This is a genomic window from Methylobacterium sp. J-118 (assembly GCF_057836565.1).
Genome location: NZ_JBYQFA010000001.1, coordinates 5,542,806 through 5,560,162 on the forward strand (window position 1 = coordinate 5,542,806; position 17,357 = coordinate 5,560,162).

Annotated in this window: 20 protein-coding genes; 8 read left to right on the plus strand and 12 right to left on the minus strand. The window is 70.5% G+C overall.

Annotated elements, in window-relative coordinates:
* The first annotated feature begins 225 nt into the window (after positions 1-225).
* Entirely contained in the window at positions 226-1,221 is a 996-nt protein-coding gene (locus AC3IF3_RS26965) for an NUDIX hydrolase (protein WP_243967757.1), read from the plus strand.
* Between the two features lie 45 nt (positions 1,222-1,266).
* On the opposite strand, the gene AC3IF3_RS26970 is transcribed toward AC3IF3_RS26965, so the two are convergent.
* Both AC3IF3_RS26970 and AC3IF3_RS26975 read right to left on the minus strand, forming a co-directional pair.
* Positions 1,267-1,545 carry a helix-turn-helix domain-containing protein gene (locus tag AC3IF3_RS26970; RefSeq protein WP_489230966.1) on the minus strand — a complete coding sequence of 93 codons (279 nt, stop codon included), beginning with the start codon at positions 1,543-1,545 and terminating at the stop codon, positions 1,267-1,269.
* Positions 1,514-1,789: a BrnT family toxin gene (locus AC3IF3_RS26975; protein ID WP_489230967.1), complete on the minus strand. Its 276-nt coding sequence runs from the start codon at positions 1,787-1,789 to the stop codon at positions 1,514-1,516. Before AC3IF3_RS26975 ends, AC3IF3_RS26970 begins: the two co-directional genes overlap by 32 nt.
* A 152-nt stretch (positions 1,790-1,941) precedes the next feature.
* Between AC3IF3_RS26975 and AC3IF3_RS26980 the strand changes: the two genes are divergently transcribed.
* Positions 1,942-2,502 carry a sugar O-acetyltransferase gene (locus AC3IF3_RS26980; protein WP_489219078.1) on the plus strand — a complete coding sequence of 187 codons (561 nt, stop codon included), beginning with the start codon at positions 1,942-1,944 and terminating at the stop codon, positions 2,500-2,502.
* Positions 2,503-2,510: 8 nt separating this feature from the next.
* On the opposite strand, the gene panB is transcribed toward AC3IF3_RS26980, so the two are convergent.
* From panB to AC3IF3_RS27000, 4 genes are all read right to left on the minus strand, one after another.
* Positions 2,511-3,329 carry a 3-methyl-2-oxobutanoate hydroxymethyltransferase gene (panB, locus tag AC3IF3_RS26985; protein ID WP_489230968.1) on the minus strand — a complete coding sequence of 273 codons (819 nt, stop codon included), beginning with the start codon at positions 3,327-3,329 and terminating at the stop codon, positions 2,511-2,513.
* A 107-nt stretch (positions 3,330-3,436) separates the two neighbouring features.
* Positions 3,437-4,033, minus strand: coding sequence for a rhodanese-like domain-containing protein (locus AC3IF3_RS26990; RefSeq protein ID WP_489219080.1), 597 nt, complete (start codon positions 4,031-4,033; stop codon positions 3,437-3,439).
* A gap of 3 nt (positions 4,034-4,036) precedes the next feature.
* Positions 4,037-4,870, minus strand: a complete 834-nt coding sequence (locus AC3IF3_RS26995) for a quinoprotein dehydrogenase-associated SoxYZ-like carrier (RefSeq protein ID WP_243967750.1) — start codon at positions 4,868-4,870, stop codon at positions 4,037-4,039.
* A 41-nt stretch (positions 4,871-4,911) separates the two neighbouring features.
* Positions 4,912-5,886: a quinoprotein relay system zinc metallohydrolase 2 gene (locus AC3IF3_RS27000; RefSeq protein WP_489230969.1), complete on the minus strand. Its 975-nt coding sequence runs from the start codon at positions 5,884-5,886 to the stop codon at positions 4,912-4,914.
* Between the two features lie 126 nt (positions 5,887-6,012).
* Here AC3IF3_RS27000 and AC3IF3_RS27005 point away from each other — a divergent pair, with 126 nt between their 5' ends.
* On the plus strand, positions 6,013-6,579 hold the full coding sequence (locus tag AC3IF3_RS27005; RefSeq protein ID WP_489231378.1) for a TetR/AcrR family transcriptional regulator: 567 nt from the start codon (positions 6,013-6,015) through the stop codon (positions 6,577-6,579).
* Here AC3IF3_RS27005 and queC read toward each other — a convergent pair.
* The 4 genes from queC to AC3IF3_RS27025 all read right to left on the minus strand — a co-directional run bounded on the left by queC (position 6,566) and on the right by AC3IF3_RS27025 (position 9,496).
* The gene (gene queC / locus AC3IF3_RS27010; protein WP_243967748.1) at positions 6,566-7,285 is read right to left on the minus strand and encodes a 7-cyano-7-deazaguanine synthase QueC; all 720 of its coding nucleotides are present in this window, start codon (positions 7,283-7,285) and stop codon (positions 6,566-6,568) included. The genes AC3IF3_RS27005 and queC overlap by 14 nt on opposite strands.
* On the minus strand, positions 7,275-7,631 hold the full coding sequence (gene queD, locus AC3IF3_RS27015) for a 6-carboxytetrahydropterin synthase QueD (RefSeq protein ID WP_243967747.1): 357 nt from the start codon (positions 7,629-7,631) through the stop codon (positions 7,275-7,277). The genes queC and queD overlap by 11 nt, the downstream gene beginning before the upstream one ends.
* 131 nt (positions 7,632-7,762) lie before the next feature.
* Positions 7,763-8,716, minus strand: coding sequence for a dihydrodipicolinate synthase family protein (locus AC3IF3_RS27020; RefSeq protein ID WP_489230970.1), 954 nt, complete (start codon positions 8,714-8,716; stop codon positions 7,763-7,765).
* Between the two features lie 123 nt (positions 8,717-8,839).
* Positions 8,840-9,496 carry a GntR family transcriptional regulator gene (locus tag AC3IF3_RS27025; protein WP_489230971.1) on the minus strand — a complete coding sequence of 219 codons (657 nt, stop codon included), beginning with the start codon at positions 9,494-9,496 and terminating at the stop codon, positions 8,840-8,842.
* A gap of 116 nt (positions 9,497-9,612) precedes the next feature.
* Between AC3IF3_RS27025 and AC3IF3_RS27030 the strand changes: the two genes are divergently transcribed.
* The gene (locus AC3IF3_RS27030; protein ID WP_489230972.1) at positions 9,613-11,205 is read left to right on the plus strand and encodes an ABC transporter substrate-binding protein; all 1,593 of its coding nucleotides are present in this window, start codon (positions 9,613-9,615) and stop codon (positions 11,203-11,205) included.
* A 178-nt stretch (positions 11,206-11,383) separates the two neighbouring features.
* Here AC3IF3_RS27030 and cobT read toward each other — a convergent pair whose 3' ends face one another.
* The gene (gene cobT / locus AC3IF3_RS27035) at positions 11,384-12,415 is read right to left on the minus strand and encodes a nicotinate-nucleotide--dimethylbenzimidazole phosphoribosyltransferase (RefSeq protein WP_489230973.1); all 1,032 of its coding nucleotides are present in this window, start codon (positions 12,413-12,415) and stop codon (positions 11,384-11,386) included.
* Positions 12,416-12,514: 99 nt separating this feature from the next.
* Here cobT and cobS point away from each other — a divergent pair, with 99 nt between their 5' ends.
* From cobS to AC3IF3_RS27050, 3 genes are all read left to right on the plus strand, one after another.
* On the plus strand, positions 12,515-13,336 hold the full coding sequence (gene cobS / locus AC3IF3_RS27040) for an adenosylcobinamide-GDP ribazoletransferase (protein WP_489230974.1): 822 nt from the start codon (positions 12,515-12,517) through the stop codon (positions 13,334-13,336).
* Positions 13,337-13,400: 64 nt separating this feature from the next.
* Positions 13,401-13,613, plus strand: a complete 213-nt coding sequence (locus tag AC3IF3_RS27045) for a DUF1289 domain-containing protein (RefSeq protein WP_489231379.1) — start codon at positions 13,401-13,403, stop codon at positions 13,611-13,613.
* Positions 13,610-14,302, plus strand: a complete 693-nt coding sequence (locus AC3IF3_RS27050; RefSeq protein ID WP_489230975.1) for a retropepsin-like aspartic protease family protein — start codon at positions 13,610-13,612, stop codon at positions 14,300-14,302. Before AC3IF3_RS27045 ends, AC3IF3_RS27050 begins: the two co-directional genes overlap by 4 nt.
* A gap of 12 nt (positions 14,303-14,314) precedes the next feature.
* Here AC3IF3_RS27050 and dusA read toward each other — a convergent pair whose 3' ends face one another.
* Positions 14,315-15,334 carry a tRNA dihydrouridine(20/20a) synthase DusA gene (gene dusA, locus AC3IF3_RS27055; RefSeq protein ID WP_489230976.1) on the minus strand — a complete coding sequence of 340 codons (1,020 nt, stop codon included), beginning with the start codon at positions 15,332-15,334 and terminating at the stop codon, positions 14,315-14,317.
* A gap of 949 nt (positions 15,335-16,283) precedes the next feature.
* Here dusA and AC3IF3_RS27060 point away from each other — a divergent pair.
* Positions 16,284-17,339 carry a Gfo/Idh/MocA family protein gene (locus tag AC3IF3_RS27060; RefSeq protein WP_489230977.1) on the plus strand — a complete coding sequence of 352 codons (1,056 nt, stop codon included), beginning with the start codon at positions 16,284-16,286 and terminating at the stop codon, positions 17,337-17,339.
* Positions 17,340-17,357: the final 18 nt, after the last annotated feature.

The window sequence follows — 17,357 nt, forward strand, 5'->3', positions numbered from 1 at the left end:
CGGCGCCGCGCCGGCCCGTCCCGGGCGGCCCTGTTTGGGCAGCCCCCGCCGGCTTGGCAAGCGTGTCCCATGCGCCGGTGCCGCGCGGTCAACGGCGGCGTTGACGCGCGGCGATCCTGCCCCCCTATAGAGCGCGCGCCGCCGGAGCGGATGCCGGTCGGCGGACGCGCGCGCGGTGGATCAAGATCTTAGGGCGGATCGGCGGGGAGAGGCGGTCGAGGGACGATGAAGGGTGCCGCGGCGCAGACGGGTGCGCGCGGGGCGCAGGCCCCGCCGGAGCGCTCCTCCGTAGGCCTCGTCGCGGTGATCGTCGCCGCGACCGGGGGGGAGCCGCGCGCCCTCACGATCCGGGTGCCCGACCAGGCGCCCGGCCGCGGCGACGGCCTGCCGGCCGGTCCGCTGGTTCCCGAGCACGCCACCCTGGAGCGGGGCCTGCGCGCCTGGGTGGAGCGGCAGACGCACCAGCGCCTCGGCTACGTGGAGCAGCTCTACACCTTCGGCGACCGCGACCGTTCCGGGGCCTCGGACATGGCGGAGGTGCACTCCCTCTCGGTGGCCTATCTCGCCCTGGTCCGCGAGGAGCGCCCGGCCGGCCTCGCCGAGGCGGCTTGGCAGAACTGGTACCGCTACCTGCCCTACGAGGATTTCCGCAACGGTCGTCCGCCCCAGCTCGACGCCATCGCGGAACGGCTCTCCGCCTGGGCGGGGGAGCCCGAGGACCGCGCCACCCGGACCCGCCGCCTCGACCGCCTGGGCCTGACCTTCGGCATGAACGGCGGCACCTGGAACGAGGAGCGCGTGCTGGAGCGCTACGAATTGCTGTTCGAGGCCGGGCTGATCCCGGAGGCCGGCGGCAATGCCGGCCCGGCGCTCCCGAACGACCCGGCCGGCGTGCCCATGGCCTTCGACCACCGGCGGGTTCTGGCCACGGCGATCGGCCGGCTGCGGGGCAAGATCAAGTACCGCCCGGTGGTGTTCGAGCTGATGCCGCCGGAATTCACCCTGCTCCAGCTCCAGAAGACCGTCGAGGCCCTGTCGGGGACGCAACTGCACAAGCAGAATTTTCGCCGGCTCGTGGCGCAGCAGGGGCTGGTGGAGGAGACCGAGAGCGTCACCAGCGGCGCCGCCGGCCGGCCGGCGCGGCTGGTGCGGTTCCGCCGGGAGGTGCTTCTGGAGCGGCCCGCGCCGGGGCTGCGGCTGCCGTTGCGGCGGGTGGGGTAATGGGGCTCGGCTGCTGCGGGCTGGGAGCACCCGGTCGATGATTGCCTAGGCGACGGCTTTCGCCACCATCTCCGGATGCTGCCCGATCACCCGCATGTAGGCGATGGCGAAATCCGGTGCCGTGGTCCGCGCCTGCTCCCAGTCGCGCAGCGTGCCGATCGAAACCCGGAAGCGGCTGGCGAACTCGGATTGCGACAGGCCGAGCCCGGTCCGCGTCCTGCGGATCAGGCGGGCACGCTGACCGCGGTCCAGCGCCTCGGCCGTCGTATCGAAATCCTCGACGTCCGCCGGATCAGCCGGCAGCGCGATAGGCTCGCTCTTCACCCGTGTTGCTCCTTCTCACCGAGATGAAACGCGCCCGGTCCACACGCCAGACGAAAACGCCGGTGAACAGCGTCCCCTCCACCAGCCCGACCACCTTGAACCGTTCCTCTCCGTCGATCTCGCGAATGCTGGGGATGAGCAGATGATCACCGTCCTCGAAGATCCGGTCGCCAAACGCCAGGGACAGCTTGTGCTTCCTGCGATTGCTCGCATCCTTGGTGGGAGCGAACCGGTCGGCCGTCATCGAGCGAGACGATACGGAATTTCCGTATGGTCATCAACGGTCGCTCTCAACGCCCCTGCAATGGCCTCGGCCTGTCGCCGTGGCGTTCGGCAGGCCGAGGCCATCAAGCAGGCACAGGATTGGCCCCCGCCCGGCACCGCAGGAGAAACCGCATGACGACCAAAACCGAAAAGCAAAAAATGCTGTCCGGCGAGCCCTACCGGCCCGGCGACCCGGAACTCGCCGCCGACGCGCGGCGCGCCCGCGCCTGGATGGTCCGCTACAACGCCACCCTGGACGCCTCCCCCGACGAGCGGCGCGTCCTCCTGCGCGAACTCCTCGCCCATGTCGGCGCGGACGCGGTAATCCGGCCGCCGTTCTTCTGCGATTACGGCCAGCACATCGCGATCGGCGACGGGGTGTTCCTCAACTTCAACTGCGTGATCCTCGACGTTGCCCCCGTGTCGATCGGCGACCTCACCCAGGTCGGCCCCGGGGTGCAGTTCCTGACCGCCGACCATCCGCGCGATCCGGCGCTGCGCCGGGCGGGCGTCGAATCCGGCCGGCCCATCGTGGTCGGGGCGAATGTCTGGATCGGCGGCGGCGCGCTGATCCTGCCCGGCGTCACGGTGGGCGACGACGCCATCATCGGCGCGGGCGCCGTCGTCACCCGCGACGTGCCAGCGGGCGCGACCGTCGTCGGCAACCCGGCCCGGCCGCTGCCGCGGGGCTGACGGCGCCCCTACCCGTAGGTGTGGTCCTCGGCCGGGAAGCGCCCGGCCCGGACCTCCTCGGCATAGGCCTTCACGGCCTCCTCGATATGCCCCCGCAGGCTGCCGAACTGGCGCACGAATTTCGGCGTGCGCTCGGACAGGCCGAGCATGTCCTCCAGCACCAGGATCTGCCCGTCGCAGACCGCCGAGGCGCCGATGCCGATCGTGGCCGCCGTGACCCGCGGCGATGTCGCGATGGCGCGCGCCACCGGCTCGACGATGCCCTCCAGCACGATCGCGAAGGCCCCCGCCTCGGAGATCGCCCTTGCGTCCTCCAGGAGGCGACGCTCGTCGTCGGGGGCGCGGCCCTGGACCTTGAAGCCGCCCATCGTGTTCACCGCCTGGGGGGTGAGGCCGATATGGCCCATCACCGGCACGCCGCGCTGGACCAGGAACGCCACGGTCTCGGCGAAATGCGCCCCGCCCTCCATTTTGATCGCCCCGGCGCCGGTCTCCTTCAGCACCCGGGCGGCGTTGAGGAAGGCCTGCTCCCGGCTCGCCTCGTAGGAGCCGAACGGCATGTCGACCACGACGAGCGCCTTCTCGGTGCCGCGGATCACCGCCTGGGCCTGGAGGATCATCATCTCCAGGGTCACGGGAATGGTCGATTCCATCCCGTGCATGACCATGCCGAGGGAATCGCCGACCAGGATGAAGTCGCAATAGGGGTCGACGATGCCGGCCGTGTGGGCGTGATAGGCGGTGAGCGCGATGATCTTGTGCCCCTCGGCCTTGCGCTTGCCGATATCGATCGCCCGGAGCCGGCGGGACTGCACGACCTGCGACATGGTTCAGATCCCTTTCGGTATCCGCGCGTCTCCCTCCCCCGCAGAGGGGGGAGGGAGACGCGCGTGTCAGGCCTCGTCGCGCTTCTTACACCGCCCTGCCCCCCGGGTCAGCGCCCCGCCTGCGGCTCGGTCCCCGCCTGCCAGGCCGGATCGACGCGCAAGGCCGCGGTCTCATGCTTGTCCTGCCAGCCCTCGACGCCTTCGGGGAACCAGCGGATGCCGGTATAGCCCTTGCGCACCAGCCGCTTGGCGGCGTTCCAGCTGCCCCAGCACTCCACATGGCAGAAGACCACGACGGGCTTGGCCCTGTCGTTGCCGGTCAGCGCGGCGACGCGCGCGTAGAACAGCGCCTCGCGCTCGGGCGCCAGGGGTTCGGCCCCGGCCTCGGGCAGCCAGACCGCGCCCGGGATCGAGGGGTGCACCGGCAGCCAGAGGCGGCCGGCGGGGAAGTTCGACGGCTTGCGGTCCGGCGCCGCCACGTCGATCAGCACCGGCTTGTCCGGCCCCGCCAGCAGGGCGGCGACGGCGCCGGCGTCGACCACCGCCGCGCCCGTCAGGGTCGGCGGCGTATAGCCCTTCGGTGGACCGGCATAGAGCCCCTCCGGCTCCGGGACGTTGACGGGGGAATCGGCCGGCGCGGCGGCGAGGCCGCCGAGCGCCGCCAGGGCCGCTGCGATCCGGACGATCGGGCCTGCGGTCCGCATCGCTCAGTTCGTCGGGCTCGGCGGGGTGAAGCTGTGCTGCCAGTGCCCGCCCTGGTTGTCGGAGGCCGCCACCTGGATCGGCTTGCCGTCCGGCTTGAACGCGAAGTTGATCACCGGGTTCGAGGAGATCGAGATGTCGCCCGTCAGGGTGAAGACCGTCTGATCGCCGGCCGAGACGACGATCTTGTCGATGTAGCGGGCCGGCGTGAAGTCCCGGGTGACCTGGTTCATCTGCATGCCGGAGAAGTTCGGGTGGCGGACCATCAGCGTCGCCTCCACGGGCTGGCCGGGCTGGGCGTCGGCGAACTTCATGCGCATGTCGCCCATACCCTTCATGGCCTCCTCGTCGCTCATGCCCATCGGGGCCGAGCAGCCGCCGGACGCCTTCACGAACTGCTTGGCCTCGTAGAGCTTGCCGTCCTGCGTCTCCACCACGGCGTGCATGTCGGTGTAGTTGTTGACCCGCACGCGCAGCTTCAGCTCCGCCGGGTCGGCGGCCGGGCCGAACGCGAACCGGGCCGCGTAGGGCGCCGGGTTGTCGTCGATGATCAGCGACACCGCCTTGATCTGCCCGTCCTTGGGCATGGTCAGGGTGATCGGCACCAGGGCGGCGTCGAGGGCGCGCACGGGCGCATCGATCTTCACGAGGCTGTCGGTCGGCGTGATCGCGCGGTCGCCGAAGATCGACGTGGCGATCTCGTGCCAGCGGGCGGCCCGCTCCTGATCCGTGTCGGAGGCGCCCGCGGCCCGCGCGGCGCCGGCGAGCGGCCCGGTCACGGCGGTCGCCGCGAGGGCGAGCCCGAGGGCGAGAACGGTCCTGTTGATCCTGGAGGTCATGGCGTGTCTCCCGTCTGGTTACGATAGGGCGGTCCGGAAACTTAGTCCCACTCGAGTTCTTGGTAGGCTACGGTAACGTTGCGGCCGTTGTAGGTGTCGAACAGCGCCCACTTGTCCCGCTGACCCTTCGCGACGCTGTCGACCGCCTTCTCGATCGACACGTCCTTGGCGATCGCCGCGCGGGTGCCGTCGCGCAGCGCCGTCAGGTAGCCGGTGAGGTCGGCGAGCGCCGGGGCGAGATCCACCGTCACCGGCCCGTGGCCCGGCACCGCCCGGGCGGGACCCATGGCCTTCAGGCGCTCGGCCTCCTTCAGCCAGCCCTTCAGGCTGCCGTCGAGGGAGGGGATGCGGTTCACGAACAGCAGGTCGGCGGGAAACAGCAGGCCGCTGCCCGAGTCGATCATCGACAGGTCCGAGGTGGTGTGCGCCGGGCCATGCGCCGTGAAGGTCAGGCGGCGGTCGCCGAGGTCGATCTCGGCCGTGTCGGCCACGGTCATCGTCGGGTAGACCACCGGCCCGGTCCGGTCTTCGCCGAGGAGATCGCTCAGGCGCTTGCGGTAGAATTCGCCCCGGGCCGAGAGCGCCTCGGTGAGCTTGGCGTGGCCGATGAAGACCGGCTTGTCCTGCACGAACGCCCCCGCCCCGAAGACATGGTCCGGGTGGACATGGGTCAGCACCACGTGGGTGATCGGCTTGGGGGTGCGTTTGGCGATCTCGGCGCGCAGCCATTGGCCGTCGGCGAGGCTGCCGCCGGATTCGGTGACCAGCACGCCGTCCCGGCCGATGACGAAGCCGATATTGGCGATGGCGTCGGCATTCTCGGCGGTGGCGTCGGCGATCAGGCCCTTGCGCATGAAGATGCCCGGCCCGACCTCCGCCATCGTAAAAGATTCGGCGGCGCGGCCGAGGGTCGGCAGGCAGCAGAGGCACAGGCCGCCGAACAGCGCGCCGCGCCGCGATACGGTGCGGCGGCCCGCGACGACGGATTCCCACGGTTGGACGGCGGACGCCGTCATGCCGAATCCTCCTGATCTTGTTATCTACCATTAAGTAGGTAGATCTTTGGGCGGGCAAGTGGCAGACAGGGGAACGGACGCCGGACGGTGACACGTTCGCGCGAGCCGGACGAGACGGTTCAGGCGATGCGAGACACCCGCGCCGAGCTGCTGATGCAGGCCGAGACCCTGGTCCGGGGGCGCGGCTATGCCGGGTTCAGCTATGCCGACCTCGCGGAGGCGGTGGGCATCCGCAAAGCGAGCATCCACCACCACTTCCCCACCAAGGTCGATCTCGGGGCCGCCCTGGTGGCGGCCTACGCGGCCCGCTACGCCGCCGCCCTGGCGGTGATCCGCGCCGACGGTACGGACGGGCCGGGCCGGGTGGAGGCCTACGGCAAACTCTATCTGGGCGGGGTCGAGCAGGGGCTCGGCTGCCTGTGCGCGGCGCTCGCCATCGAGGGCGAGGCCCTGCCCGAGCGCCTCCGCCGGGACATCGCGGCCTTCTTCGCGGATCACCTCGCCTGGCTGGAGGCGGTCCTGCGGGAGGGCCAAGCGGCGGGAAGCGTGCGCGCGGGCGCGGATCCGGCGGCGCTTGCCCGCTACGTCATCGCCACCCTGGAGGGGGCGCTGCTGATGGAGCGCCTGTTCGCGAGTCCCGACGCCTTCCGGGGGACGCTGGCGGTGCTAGTCGATGGGCTCAGGACGCCATGAAGCGCGCGTAGCCCGCCGCCCGCAGCTGGCAGGCCGGGCAGGTGCCGCAGCCGTAGCCCCAGGGATGCCGCTGTCCGCGCGCGCCGAGATAGCAGGTGTGGCTCTCCTCGACGATCAGGTCGACCAGCGCCGCCCCCCCCAGGGTCTCGGCAAGGCTCCAGGTCTGCGCCTTGTCGAGCCACATCAGCGGTGTGTGCAGCACGAAGCGGCGGTCCATGCCGAGGTTCAGCGCCACCTGCAGCGCCTTGATCGTGTCGTCGCGGCAATCGGGATAGCCGGAATAGTCGGTCTCGCACATGCCGCCGACCACGTGGCGCAGGCCCCGCCGGTAGGCGAGCGCCGCCGCGAAGGTCAGGAACACGATGTTGCGCCCGGGCACGAAGGTGTTGGGCAGGCCCGACGCTTCGTAACCGATCGCCGCATCCCGGGTCAGCGCCGTCTCGGAGATTTTGCCCAGGGCGTCGAGGGCGATCGTGTGGTCGTCGCCGAGGCGTGAGGCCCAGGCCGTATCGATGCGCCCCATCCCGTCCCGGAGCGTGGCCCGGCGGTCGAGCTCGACCCGGTGGCGCTGGCCGTAGTCAAAGCCCAGCGTCTCGACGTGGTCGAATCGGTCCAGCGCCCAGGCGAGGCAGGTCGCCGAATCCTGGCCGCCGGAGAACAGCACAAGCGCTGAGTGGTCACCCGGTCTCACGGTCTCAGTCGCCATCGTATTCCGCCCAGGACATCGGGGTCTCCGCGACCCGCACCCGGGCGAGGCCCGGCAGGTCCGGTCGCAGGCGATGCCAGATCCAGGCCGCGATGATCTCGGCGGTGGGATTCTCCAGGCCCTCGATCTCGTTGAGGCAATGGTGGTCGAGCCGGGCGAGCAGCGGGCCGAAGATCGACTCGATCTCGTAGAAGTCGATCACCCAGCCCGTGTGGGGATCGACCGGCCCGGCCACGGTCAGCTCGACCCGGTAGGAATGCCCGTGCATCCGGTGGCAGCGATGGGTCTCGGGCACGTTCGGCAGGCGGTGGGCCGCCTCGAAGGTGAAGGCTTGGGTGATCTTCATGGGGGGGTTCGCGGGCTGGGACCGATTTCGCACCCGCAATAGCGCCGACCGGCCGTCCCGCGCAAAGGCGCTGTGTCCCGGGGCGTGCCCCGCGCCGCCCCGACGGCCGAGGATGGCCGCTGTGGCGAAGGTCAGTCCTGGCCGCTCTCCTCCGACCACCGCGCGTACCACGCCTTGAAGATCCGCAACTGATTCTCCGCGTAGTAGCGCTGCCCGGCGCTCAACGCGTCGGAGGCGTTGAAGTGGAGCGCGTATTCCGCGTTCCCCTCCAGCACCATCAGGTGCTTGTAGTACAGGACGAGGTCGGTCCCCTCGTCGAAGCTCGACAGGATCGCGAGGGCGGCGTCGAGCTCCTCCGCCCGCCGCCGGGCCAGGACGTCGCCGGCGGCCGCCTTCTCGCACAGGGCGACGAGGTGCAGCACCTCCCGCGGCAGGACGTTGCCGATGCCCGTGATGGCGCCCCGGGCGCCGCAATTGACGTAGCCGTGCACCACCTGCGTATCCACCCCGACCATCAGGGTGATGTCGGGCGCCTGGCCGGTGATGTGCTCGGCCGCGTAGGTGAGCGCCTGGGCGCCGCCGAACTCCTTGAACCCGACGAGGTGCGGGTACCGGTCGCGCAGGCGGAAGAACAGTTCCGCCCGGGTCTCGAAGCCGTAATAGGGGCTGTTGTAGATCACCGACGGCAGGTCGACGGCCGCCTCCAGGATGCCGGCGAAATGGGCCTCCTGCGCCGCCGCCGAGCTGCCGCGCGACAGGACCCGCGGGATGATCATCAGGCCCTGCGCCCCGGCCGCTTTGGCGTGGGCCGCGAGCGCCGCCGCCGCCTTTGGGTTCTGCGCGCCGGTCCCCACGATCACCGGGACGCCGGCGGCCAGCAGCCGCTCGACGCCCGCCATCCGCTCCGCGTCGGTCAGCAGCGGCCAATCGCCCATCGAGCCGCAATAGACCACCGCCGACATCCCGGCATCGACGAGGTCCCGCCCCTTCCGGGCGAGGGCGTCGAGATCGGGCGTGCGGTCCGGCCGGCAGGGCGTCATCAGGGCCGGGATCGTGCCGGAGAAGATCTGTCGGTCGGAGGCCATCGCCGGCTCGTCTGCTGGGAGGGGGATCGTCCCCGCCGGCCTGGCGGCCTCGCGGGACGGCGCGTCTCCCCATGGCAGCAGCGGGCGATTCGGGCAAGGATTTTATACAATCAACCGCGGGATCTATGGCTTTGGCGCCGTGCCCAGAAAGGCCATCAGCGAGGCGGCGACGTGGTCGATATGGTCGGCCAGGAGGGCACAGGCGGCCGAGGCGTGACCGTTCCGGCACAGCCGGACGATCTCCCGATGCTCGCGGTCCGCTCGCTCCAGCTCCGCCGCATCGGTGGAGAGCTGCAGGCGGGTGTAGCGGTCGCACTCCGCCAGCAGCGCGCCGACGATCCCGAGGGTGCGGGGGCGGTCGGCCCGGCTGTACAGGAGCAGGTGCAACTCCGTGTTGAGGGTGCCCCAGCGCGCAGTCGCCCCGTCGCGCAGCGCCGCCGCGTAGTCCTCCAGCAGGGCGTCCGCCCGATCGAAGTCGCCCCCGGTCAGCCGGGGCGTCGACAGGGCGAGGAGGCGTGGTTCGAGAACGCCCCGGAGTTCGAGGGCTTCGGCCGCGTCGGCCGGCGAGAGCGGGGCCACCGTCGCACCCCGGTGCGGGTGGATCCGCACGAGGCCCTCAGCCTCGAGCTGGAACAGGGCTTCCCGGACCGGGATCCGGCTGGCGCCGAACTCCGACGCGAGGCCGTCCTGGCGGAGCTGCGAGCCGGCCGGATAGCGCCCATCGAGGATGCGCCGCCGGATCTCGAACCCGATCGAACTTGCGATGGTCCGGTTCTTCATGGTTCGCTCCCCATCCGTCCCGGAAGCGCCGCGGGACCCTTGACGGCAGCAGTCGGGTGTTGAAATTGTATAAAATCGATCGGGCGTCGGGGCTCGATCCGGAAAGGGTGCCCGCGATGACGCTCGACCGCCGCCAGCTTCTGGCCGGGACCGCCTGCGCGGCCGCCGCCGGCATCGGCCGCCCGTACGTCGCCCGGGCCCAGCCCGGCGGTAGCGTGCTGCGCTTCATCCCGTCGACGCCGCTGCCGTCCCTCGATCCGATCGTCGCCACGAGCTACGTCATCCGCAACCACGGCTACCTCGTCTACGACACGTTATTCGCCACGGACGAGAACTTCCGGATCCAGCCGCAGATGGTGAGCGACTGGCAGACCGCGCCCGACGGCCTGCGCTGGACCTTCCATCTCCGGGACGGCCTCAGCTTCCACGACGGCACCCCCGTCGAGGCCAAGGACTGCATCGCGTCCATAGCGCGCTGGTCCAAGCGGGACGCGTTCGGGCAGACGCTCGCGGGCTTCGTGGCGGAATACGGCCAGGCGGACGCGCGGACCTTCACCATCAGTCTGAAGCGGCCGTTCCCCCTGCTCCCGGCGGCTTTGGGCAAGCTGTCCTCCAACGTGCCCTTCATCATGCCGGAGCGCATCGCGCTCCAGGACGCGTCCAAGCCGATCGCCGATGCCATGGGCTCCGGGCCCTGGCGCTTCGAGGCGCGGGAATGGATCCCGGGCCAGAACGCGATCTACACCCGCCATGCTGGCTACCGGCCCCGGGAGGAGGCGCCCTCCTGGGCGGCCGGCGGCAAGGTCGCCAAGGTCGACCGGATCGAGTGGCTGGCGATCACGGAGGCTTCGGCGGCGGTCGGCGCGATGATCCAGCGCGCGGTCGACTGGTACGAGCAGCCGGCGATCGACCTGATCCCCGTGCTCAAAGGCAAGCCGGGGATCGAGATCCGCAACGTGCCGCTCGGGCTGATCCTGCTGATGCGGTTCAACCACACGCAGCCGCCGTTCAACAATCCCGAGATCCGCCGGGCCGTGATGATGGCCATGAAGCAGGACGACTACATGCAGGCGGTGGTGGGCGACCCGGACTACTACCGGGAGGCCAAGACCTTCTTCACGCCGGGCTCGCCGATGTCGACCGGCGCCGGCGGGGGCGCCGCCATGCAGGAGGACCTCGCCAAGGCCAAGGCGATGCTGGCCAAGGCCGGCTATAAGGGTGAGACGATCGTGCTGCTCGCCCCTGCCGACCAGCCCATCGCCTACAACCAGTCGCTGGTGACCCAGGACCTGCTCAAGCAGCTCGGGATGAACGTCGACCTGGTCTCGACCGACTGGGGCAGCTTCATCGCCCGCCGCGGCAACCGCGGGCCCGTCGATGCCGGCGGCTGGTCGGTCTTCCACACCCTGTGGTCGGGGGCGGACGTGCTCAATCCAGCCCTGCACCCGCTGATCCGGGCCAACGGTCCGGCCGCCTGGTTCGGCTGGCCGGACGACCCGACGCTGGAATCGCTGCGGAGCGAATGGATCGCCACGGGGGACGAGGCGCAGCAGAAGGCGCTGGCCGCGCGCATCGAGGCGCGCGCCTTCGAGGTCGTCCCCTACGCCCCGGCGGGCCTCGTGCAACAGCCGATGGCCGTCAGCACCAAGCTCAAGGGCATGGTCATGGCCCCCGTCCAGTTCTTCTGGAACATCGAGAAAACCGGCTGAGACCCGTGGCCCATGAGGCTGACGCCTCGTGGGCCAACCGCCGCATGAGCGGCGACGCGCGTTCGCGCTTACTGACGGCCAAACGCTGGAAGAGTCCGTGTCTACGGCCGTCGGTATGATCGGGGATTCCAAAGGGCCGTGTCCCTTTGGTGGGGGGCCGGGGTAAAACCCCGACGCGTCAGCCCGTGGGAGCCGCTCCCTTCCCGGACACCCCCGCTTGCGCGAAGGTCGCCATGCCGGTGTGGCAGGCCAGCGCCCCCTTGAGCATGCCCATCGCCATGGCGGCACCGGAGGCCTCGCCGAGCCGCATGCCGAGCGCCAGCAGCGGCACGAGGCCGAGCCGCTCCAGAACCTCGGCGTGGACGCCCTCCGCCGAGACGTGGCCGGCGAGGCAATGGTCGAGGGCGGACGGATCGGCGGCGTGCAGCACGGCCGCTGCGGCGGTCGCCACGTAGCCGTCGATCACCACCGGGATCCGCTGCAGCCGCGCCGCCAGGATCGCCCCCACCATGGCGGCGATCTCCCGGCCGCCGAAGCGGGCGAGCACCTGGAGCGGATCGCCGAGATGGCCGGCATGGTGGGCGAGCGCCGCCTCCACGGCCGCGACCTTCCGGCTTAAGCCCTCCCGGTCCACGCCCGTGCCGTGCCCGACCCAGTGGGCGGGATCGCCGCCGAACAGGGCGGCATAGAGGGCGGCGGCCACCGTGGTGTTGCCGATGCCCATCTCGCCGATGCCGAGGCAGTCGGTGCCCGCGGCCACCGCCTCCATGCCGAACGCCATGGTGGCGACGGTGGCGCGCTCGTCGAGGGCCGGCCCTTCCGTGATGTCGCCGGTCGGCAGGTCGAGGGCGAGGTCGAACACCTTGAAGCCGAGCCCGTAGGCCGCGCAGATCTGGTTGATCGCGGCTCCGCCCGCCGCGAAATTGTCGAGCATCTGCCGGTTGACCGCGTCCGGGAAAGCCGAGACGCCCCGCCGCGTCACCCCGTGGCTGCCGGCGAAGACGCAGACCAGGGGGCGGTCGAAACTCGGCGGCGCCTTGCCCTGCCAGGCTGCCAGCCAGGACACGAGGCTCTCCAGCCGCCCGAGGGAGCCCGCGGGTTTGGTCAGGGTGGCGTCCCTTGCGGCGACGGCGTCCTGCGCCTCCTGGTCGGGTCCGGGCATCGCCCGCAGCAGGTTGCGGATATCGTCGAACGGGCTGGCCTCGGTCATGGCGGCGATGATTTCCTGTGGGCGCGGGCAGACGGAGCCGGATCGGGGCGGGTATACCGGGCCGGCCCGCGCCACCGGCGGGCGGTGCGGGAGACCGCGATGGACAGGCAGACCGGCGGCGAGGCCGACTGGCCCGGGCGCGGCGCCCTGTACGACCTCGCCGGGTGCGTGCGGTTCTACTCCCGCCTGCCCGTGCCGCAACTGCCCGGGGAGCCGGATCCGCATCGCAGTCCGGATTTCACCCGCCTGCCGCGGATGCTGCCCCTGGCCGGCGTGATCGTCGCCCTGCCGGCCGCCCTGGTGCTGGCGGCGGGCTGGTGGATCGGGCTCGGGCCGTTCCTGGCGGCGACGCTTGCCGTCGCGGTCCTGGTGGTGGCCACGGGGGCCCTCCACGAGGACGGCCTCGCCGACGTGGCGGACGGTTTCGGCGGCGGCACGACCCGGGAGCGCCGCCTGGAGATCATGCGCGACAGCCGCATCGGCGCCTATGGCGGGGCGGCGCTGGTGCTGGCGCTGGCCCTGCGCATCGGCGCCCTGGCGACGCTCCTCGACCGCACCGGCTACGCGGCCGCCACCGCGCTCGGGCTCGCCGCCGCTGTGTCGCGGGTCGCCGCCCTGGCCCCGATGGTGCTGCTGGAGCCCGCACGCCCGGGGGGGCTCTCCGCCTCGGTCGGACGCCCGGATCGGGCGAGCCTCGCCACCGCCCTCGGCCTCGGCGCGGGTCTGGCGCTCGCCGCCGTTCCCCTCGGCCTGCCCTTCGGCGGCATCGCGCTGATGATCCCGTGCGCGGGCCTCGCGGCCCTGGGCCTGACGCGGCTGGCGCGGAAAAAGATCGGCGGCCAGACGGGGGACGTGATCGGGGCCTGCCAGCAGGTCTCCGAGATCGCCGCCCTGCTGGCCCTGGTCGCGGCGGCGGGGTGACGCCCCGGCCGCGGCGCCCTGATCGGTCATGACCTGGCCACGATCCGCCGGCCAGGGTTTTCGGATGCCGCCCGCGCAAAAACCCTCCTCCCCCTGCACCGGGGTCTGCGTGCTCGAACCCGTCACCGGGCTGTGCCGCGGCTGCGGCCGGACCCGCGACGAGATCGCCGCCTGGGGCAGGATGTCGGAGTCGCAGCGCCGCACCGTCATGGCCGGGCTCGGCGCCCGGATGCGCGCGGCCCACCTGACGCCGCCGGAGGTGGCGCAGCCGTCATGATCCTGATCGGGCTCGCCGCCCTCGCGCTGGTCCTCGCCGCCCTCGTGCTCAGCGACGGCAGCGACAGCGTCGGCGGCCTGATCGGGCAGGACCAGCTCGCGAGCCTCGCCTGGACCGGGATGATCCTCATCCTGGTGGTGGCCGGGTTCTGGCGGACGTTCACCGCCTCGCTCGGCGCGAACCTGCGAGCGCTCCTCGCCTGGGCGCTGATCGGCCTCGCCCTGGTCATCGGCTACGGCGAGCGGGATCGGCTCCGGGGCCTCGGCGCCCGGGTGGTCGGTGCGGTGCGGCCCGGAACCGCGATCCCGGGCCCTGACGGTGCCGTCACGATCGTCCGGCGGGCGGATGGCGAATTCCGGGTCGAGGCCGAGGTCAACGGCCGACCGCAAGCGTTCCTGTTCGATACGGGCGCGAGCAGCGTCGTCCTGACCGCCGAGAACGCCGCCGCCCTCGGCCTCGCACCCGCCGCCGCGGCGTTCACGGCGCGCGTGTCCACGGCCAACGGCATCGCCTACGCGGCGCCGGTCCAGCTCGACTCGCTCAGCATCGGTCCGATCACGGAGCGGCGGCTGAACGCCATGGTGGTCAAGCCCGGCGCGCTGTCGGCCAATCTTCTCGGACAGAGCTTCCTGCAACGCCTGTCGGGCTATGCGGTCCGTGGCGACCGCCTGATCCTGAGCCCGCCCTGACGGGCCTTCGGCTCAGGCCGCCCGCGCCGTGGGCACCTCCCGGGAGACCAGCGCCACGGCCTCGCGCAGGGTCGAAAGCCCGGCCTCGGGCCGCAGCCCATGGGTCGAGAGGTGGCGCCGGTAGGCCCGGGCGCCGGGCCGGCCGTTGAACAGCCCGAGCATGTGCCGGGTCACCGCGTGGAGGCGCTCCCCGCTGGCCAGGATCGCGGCGATATACGGCTCGAACGCCTCGACCGCCGCGAAGGCGTCGGGGGCCGGTGCGGGGGTTCCGAACAGCGCGGGATCCACGCCCAGAAGCAGGGCCGGCTCGGCATAGGCGGCGCGGCCGATCATGACGCCGTCGACCTCGGCGAGGCGGGCTTGGGCGGCGTCGAGATCGCGCAGGCCGCCATTCACCGCGAGCGGCAGGCCCGGCAGCCGCTGCTTCAGCCGTGCCGCCCGGCCGTAATCGAGCGGCGGCACGTCGCGGTTCTCCTTGGGTGAGAGGCCCTGGAGCCAGGCCTTGCGGGCATGGACGATCACCCCGTCGACGCCCGCGGCCACCACCGCGTCGGCCAGGGCGTCGAGGGCCGCCTCGGGATCCTGATCGTCGACCCCGATGCGGCACTTGACCGTCACCGGCACGGCGACCGCCGCCTTCATGGCGGCCACGCAATCGGCGACCAGGGCCGGCTCGCGCATGAGGCAGGCGCCGAAGCGGCCGTCCTGCACCCGGTCCGAGGGGCAGCCGACATTGAGGTTGACCTCGTCGTAGCCGAATTCCGCAGCGATCCGCGCGGCCCGCGCCAGCTCCGCCGGGTCCGAGCCGCCGAGCTGGACGGCGACCGGGTGCTCGACCTCCGAGAAGCCGAGCAGGCGCTCGCGCGGACCGTGCAGCACCGCCCCCGTTGTCACCATCTCGGTGTAGAGCCGCGCGCGCGTCGAGAGCGTCCTGTGGAACGCCCGACAGTGGCGATCCGTCCAGTGCATCATCGGGGCGACGGAAAAGCGCCAGCCGGCGAGAGGGTCAGGGTCTTTCGGGGCGGCAATCACGTGCTGTCGCTTTCGTCATGTCCCGCGCCTCACCGTGCGCCATCGGGCCTCGGATGGATCGCCATCCACCCGTGTTGTGCGTGCCGCGCCGCGATGGGACGCCCGCGCGTGAGATCCGGGCGTTGGGTTATCATGCCCGGATAGTCCTCAAAAGAGCGGGGGGCGGCTCGTCGCGGAAGCGGGCCTGCGGCCGGCGCGTCGAGGAGACACCCTGTATCTTCTCCCGGGCCCCTGCGGCCGGCCCTGCGCGCCAGCGTCTTGACCGGCCCGCAATCACCGCCCGCCGGATGAAAGCCTGCCTCCGTGACGGCGGTGCGCGTCGAACCGGCCGGGATCCATCAGAACGCGCGCCCCCGAAGCGACCGCCGGTTCAGCCCCGGAGCCCGTCACCCCCCCCGGGCGGGCCGGTCGGCCAGGGCAAAGCCCCGACGCCGAGCCCGCCATCCAAGCCGCCGATTGCGGCGGTGTCGACACGGCCACCGCCGCGATCGGGGCATTCGCATCGGCGTGATCGACGCGCAGACGGCCCGTCGCCCGTCGAGGGCACCGATCAACCTGCACATTCCCTCACGCTCGATGGCTGGTGATATAATTCGATCCCTCAACAAAACATAGGATACTTTTTCAGCGAAGGCGAAATCCAAATGACTGAACGCCAAAGACATGTTTTACAAATTAAAAAAAGCGAATTGAAAATCAAAAAATCTCTAATGTGAAACAGAGATTGTCTGAAATTTTTGAAACGCGAAAAAATAAGATACAAAATTGCCTATCATAAAAATCTACCTGCGTAATGAAATAATACAAATGGAATATTTGCTTCAAAAAAATCAAACTTTACTTGAATGGTCGTTATAACAACCCATGGTTTTCTCGGCTTAACTTGACAGAGCGACGATTTTTGAAGCTAAGCACACCCCTTCAGCGTAACGGCGGCGGGGTCGATCGCATGCATCAACCGCTCAGATTGCTCCTATCCGGCCCTGGCTTGATCGGCCTCGTCCATGCGGCGCGAATCCGCGAGCGGGACGATTGCGTCCTGGCCGCGATCGTCGCTCCGGACAGGAACGGCCACCGCGACGCCGCCGAGGGCATCGGGGCCAGTTTCCACACCACCATCGAAGACGCGCTGGCGGGCTCCCGCTTCGAGGGTGCGATCATCAGTTCACCCAACGGGAACCACGGCCCGCAGGCGCTTTCCTGCATCGCAGCCGGTCTGCCGACACTGGTGGAGAAGCCGCTATCCGATGACCTCGGCACCGCACGGGCGATCGTGGAGGCGTCCGAGAAAAGCGGCGTCCCGGTGATGACCGGACATCACCGGGCGCACAGCCCGTTGCTGCAGCGGGCCCGCGCGTTCGTCCAGGCGCCAGAATTCGGCCGGCTGGTGACCGTCCAGGGCTCGGCCCAGTTCTACAAGCCCACCGAATATTTCGCGGACGGACCTTGGCGAAGCCGGCCGGGCGGGGGGCCGGCCCTCATCAACCTGATCCACGAGATCGGCATCATGCGGTCGCTATGCGGCGAGGTGGAGCGTGTTGTCGCGCTCGCTAGCAATGCCGTGCGGGGGTTCCCCGTTGAGGACACCCTCGCGATGGGGCTCCGCTTCCACAACGGATGCCTCGGCACTTTCATCCTCTCGGATGTCGCAGCCAGCAGCAAGAGTTGGGAGATGACCAGCGGCGAGAATGCAGCATATCCATACTATGAGGATGAATACGCCTACCATCTGGCCGGTACAAATGGATCGCTCGATTTCCCAAGTATGAAGGCAAGACTTTATTCCGGTGCCGAAGCACCATCCTGGTGGCGACCCTTCGAGAGCCGCGAACTCGAGACCGACCGGGCCGACCCGCTGGAGCGCCAGATCGCCCATTTCATCGACGTGATCCGCAGTCGGGCCACGCCGCTCGTGTCTGCACGGGATGGCTACAACAACATGGTGGTGCTGGACGCGATCCTACGGGCCGCGAAGGACGGCCGGACCGTCGTTGTGCCGCACTAAATGTACCCAGATCTATCA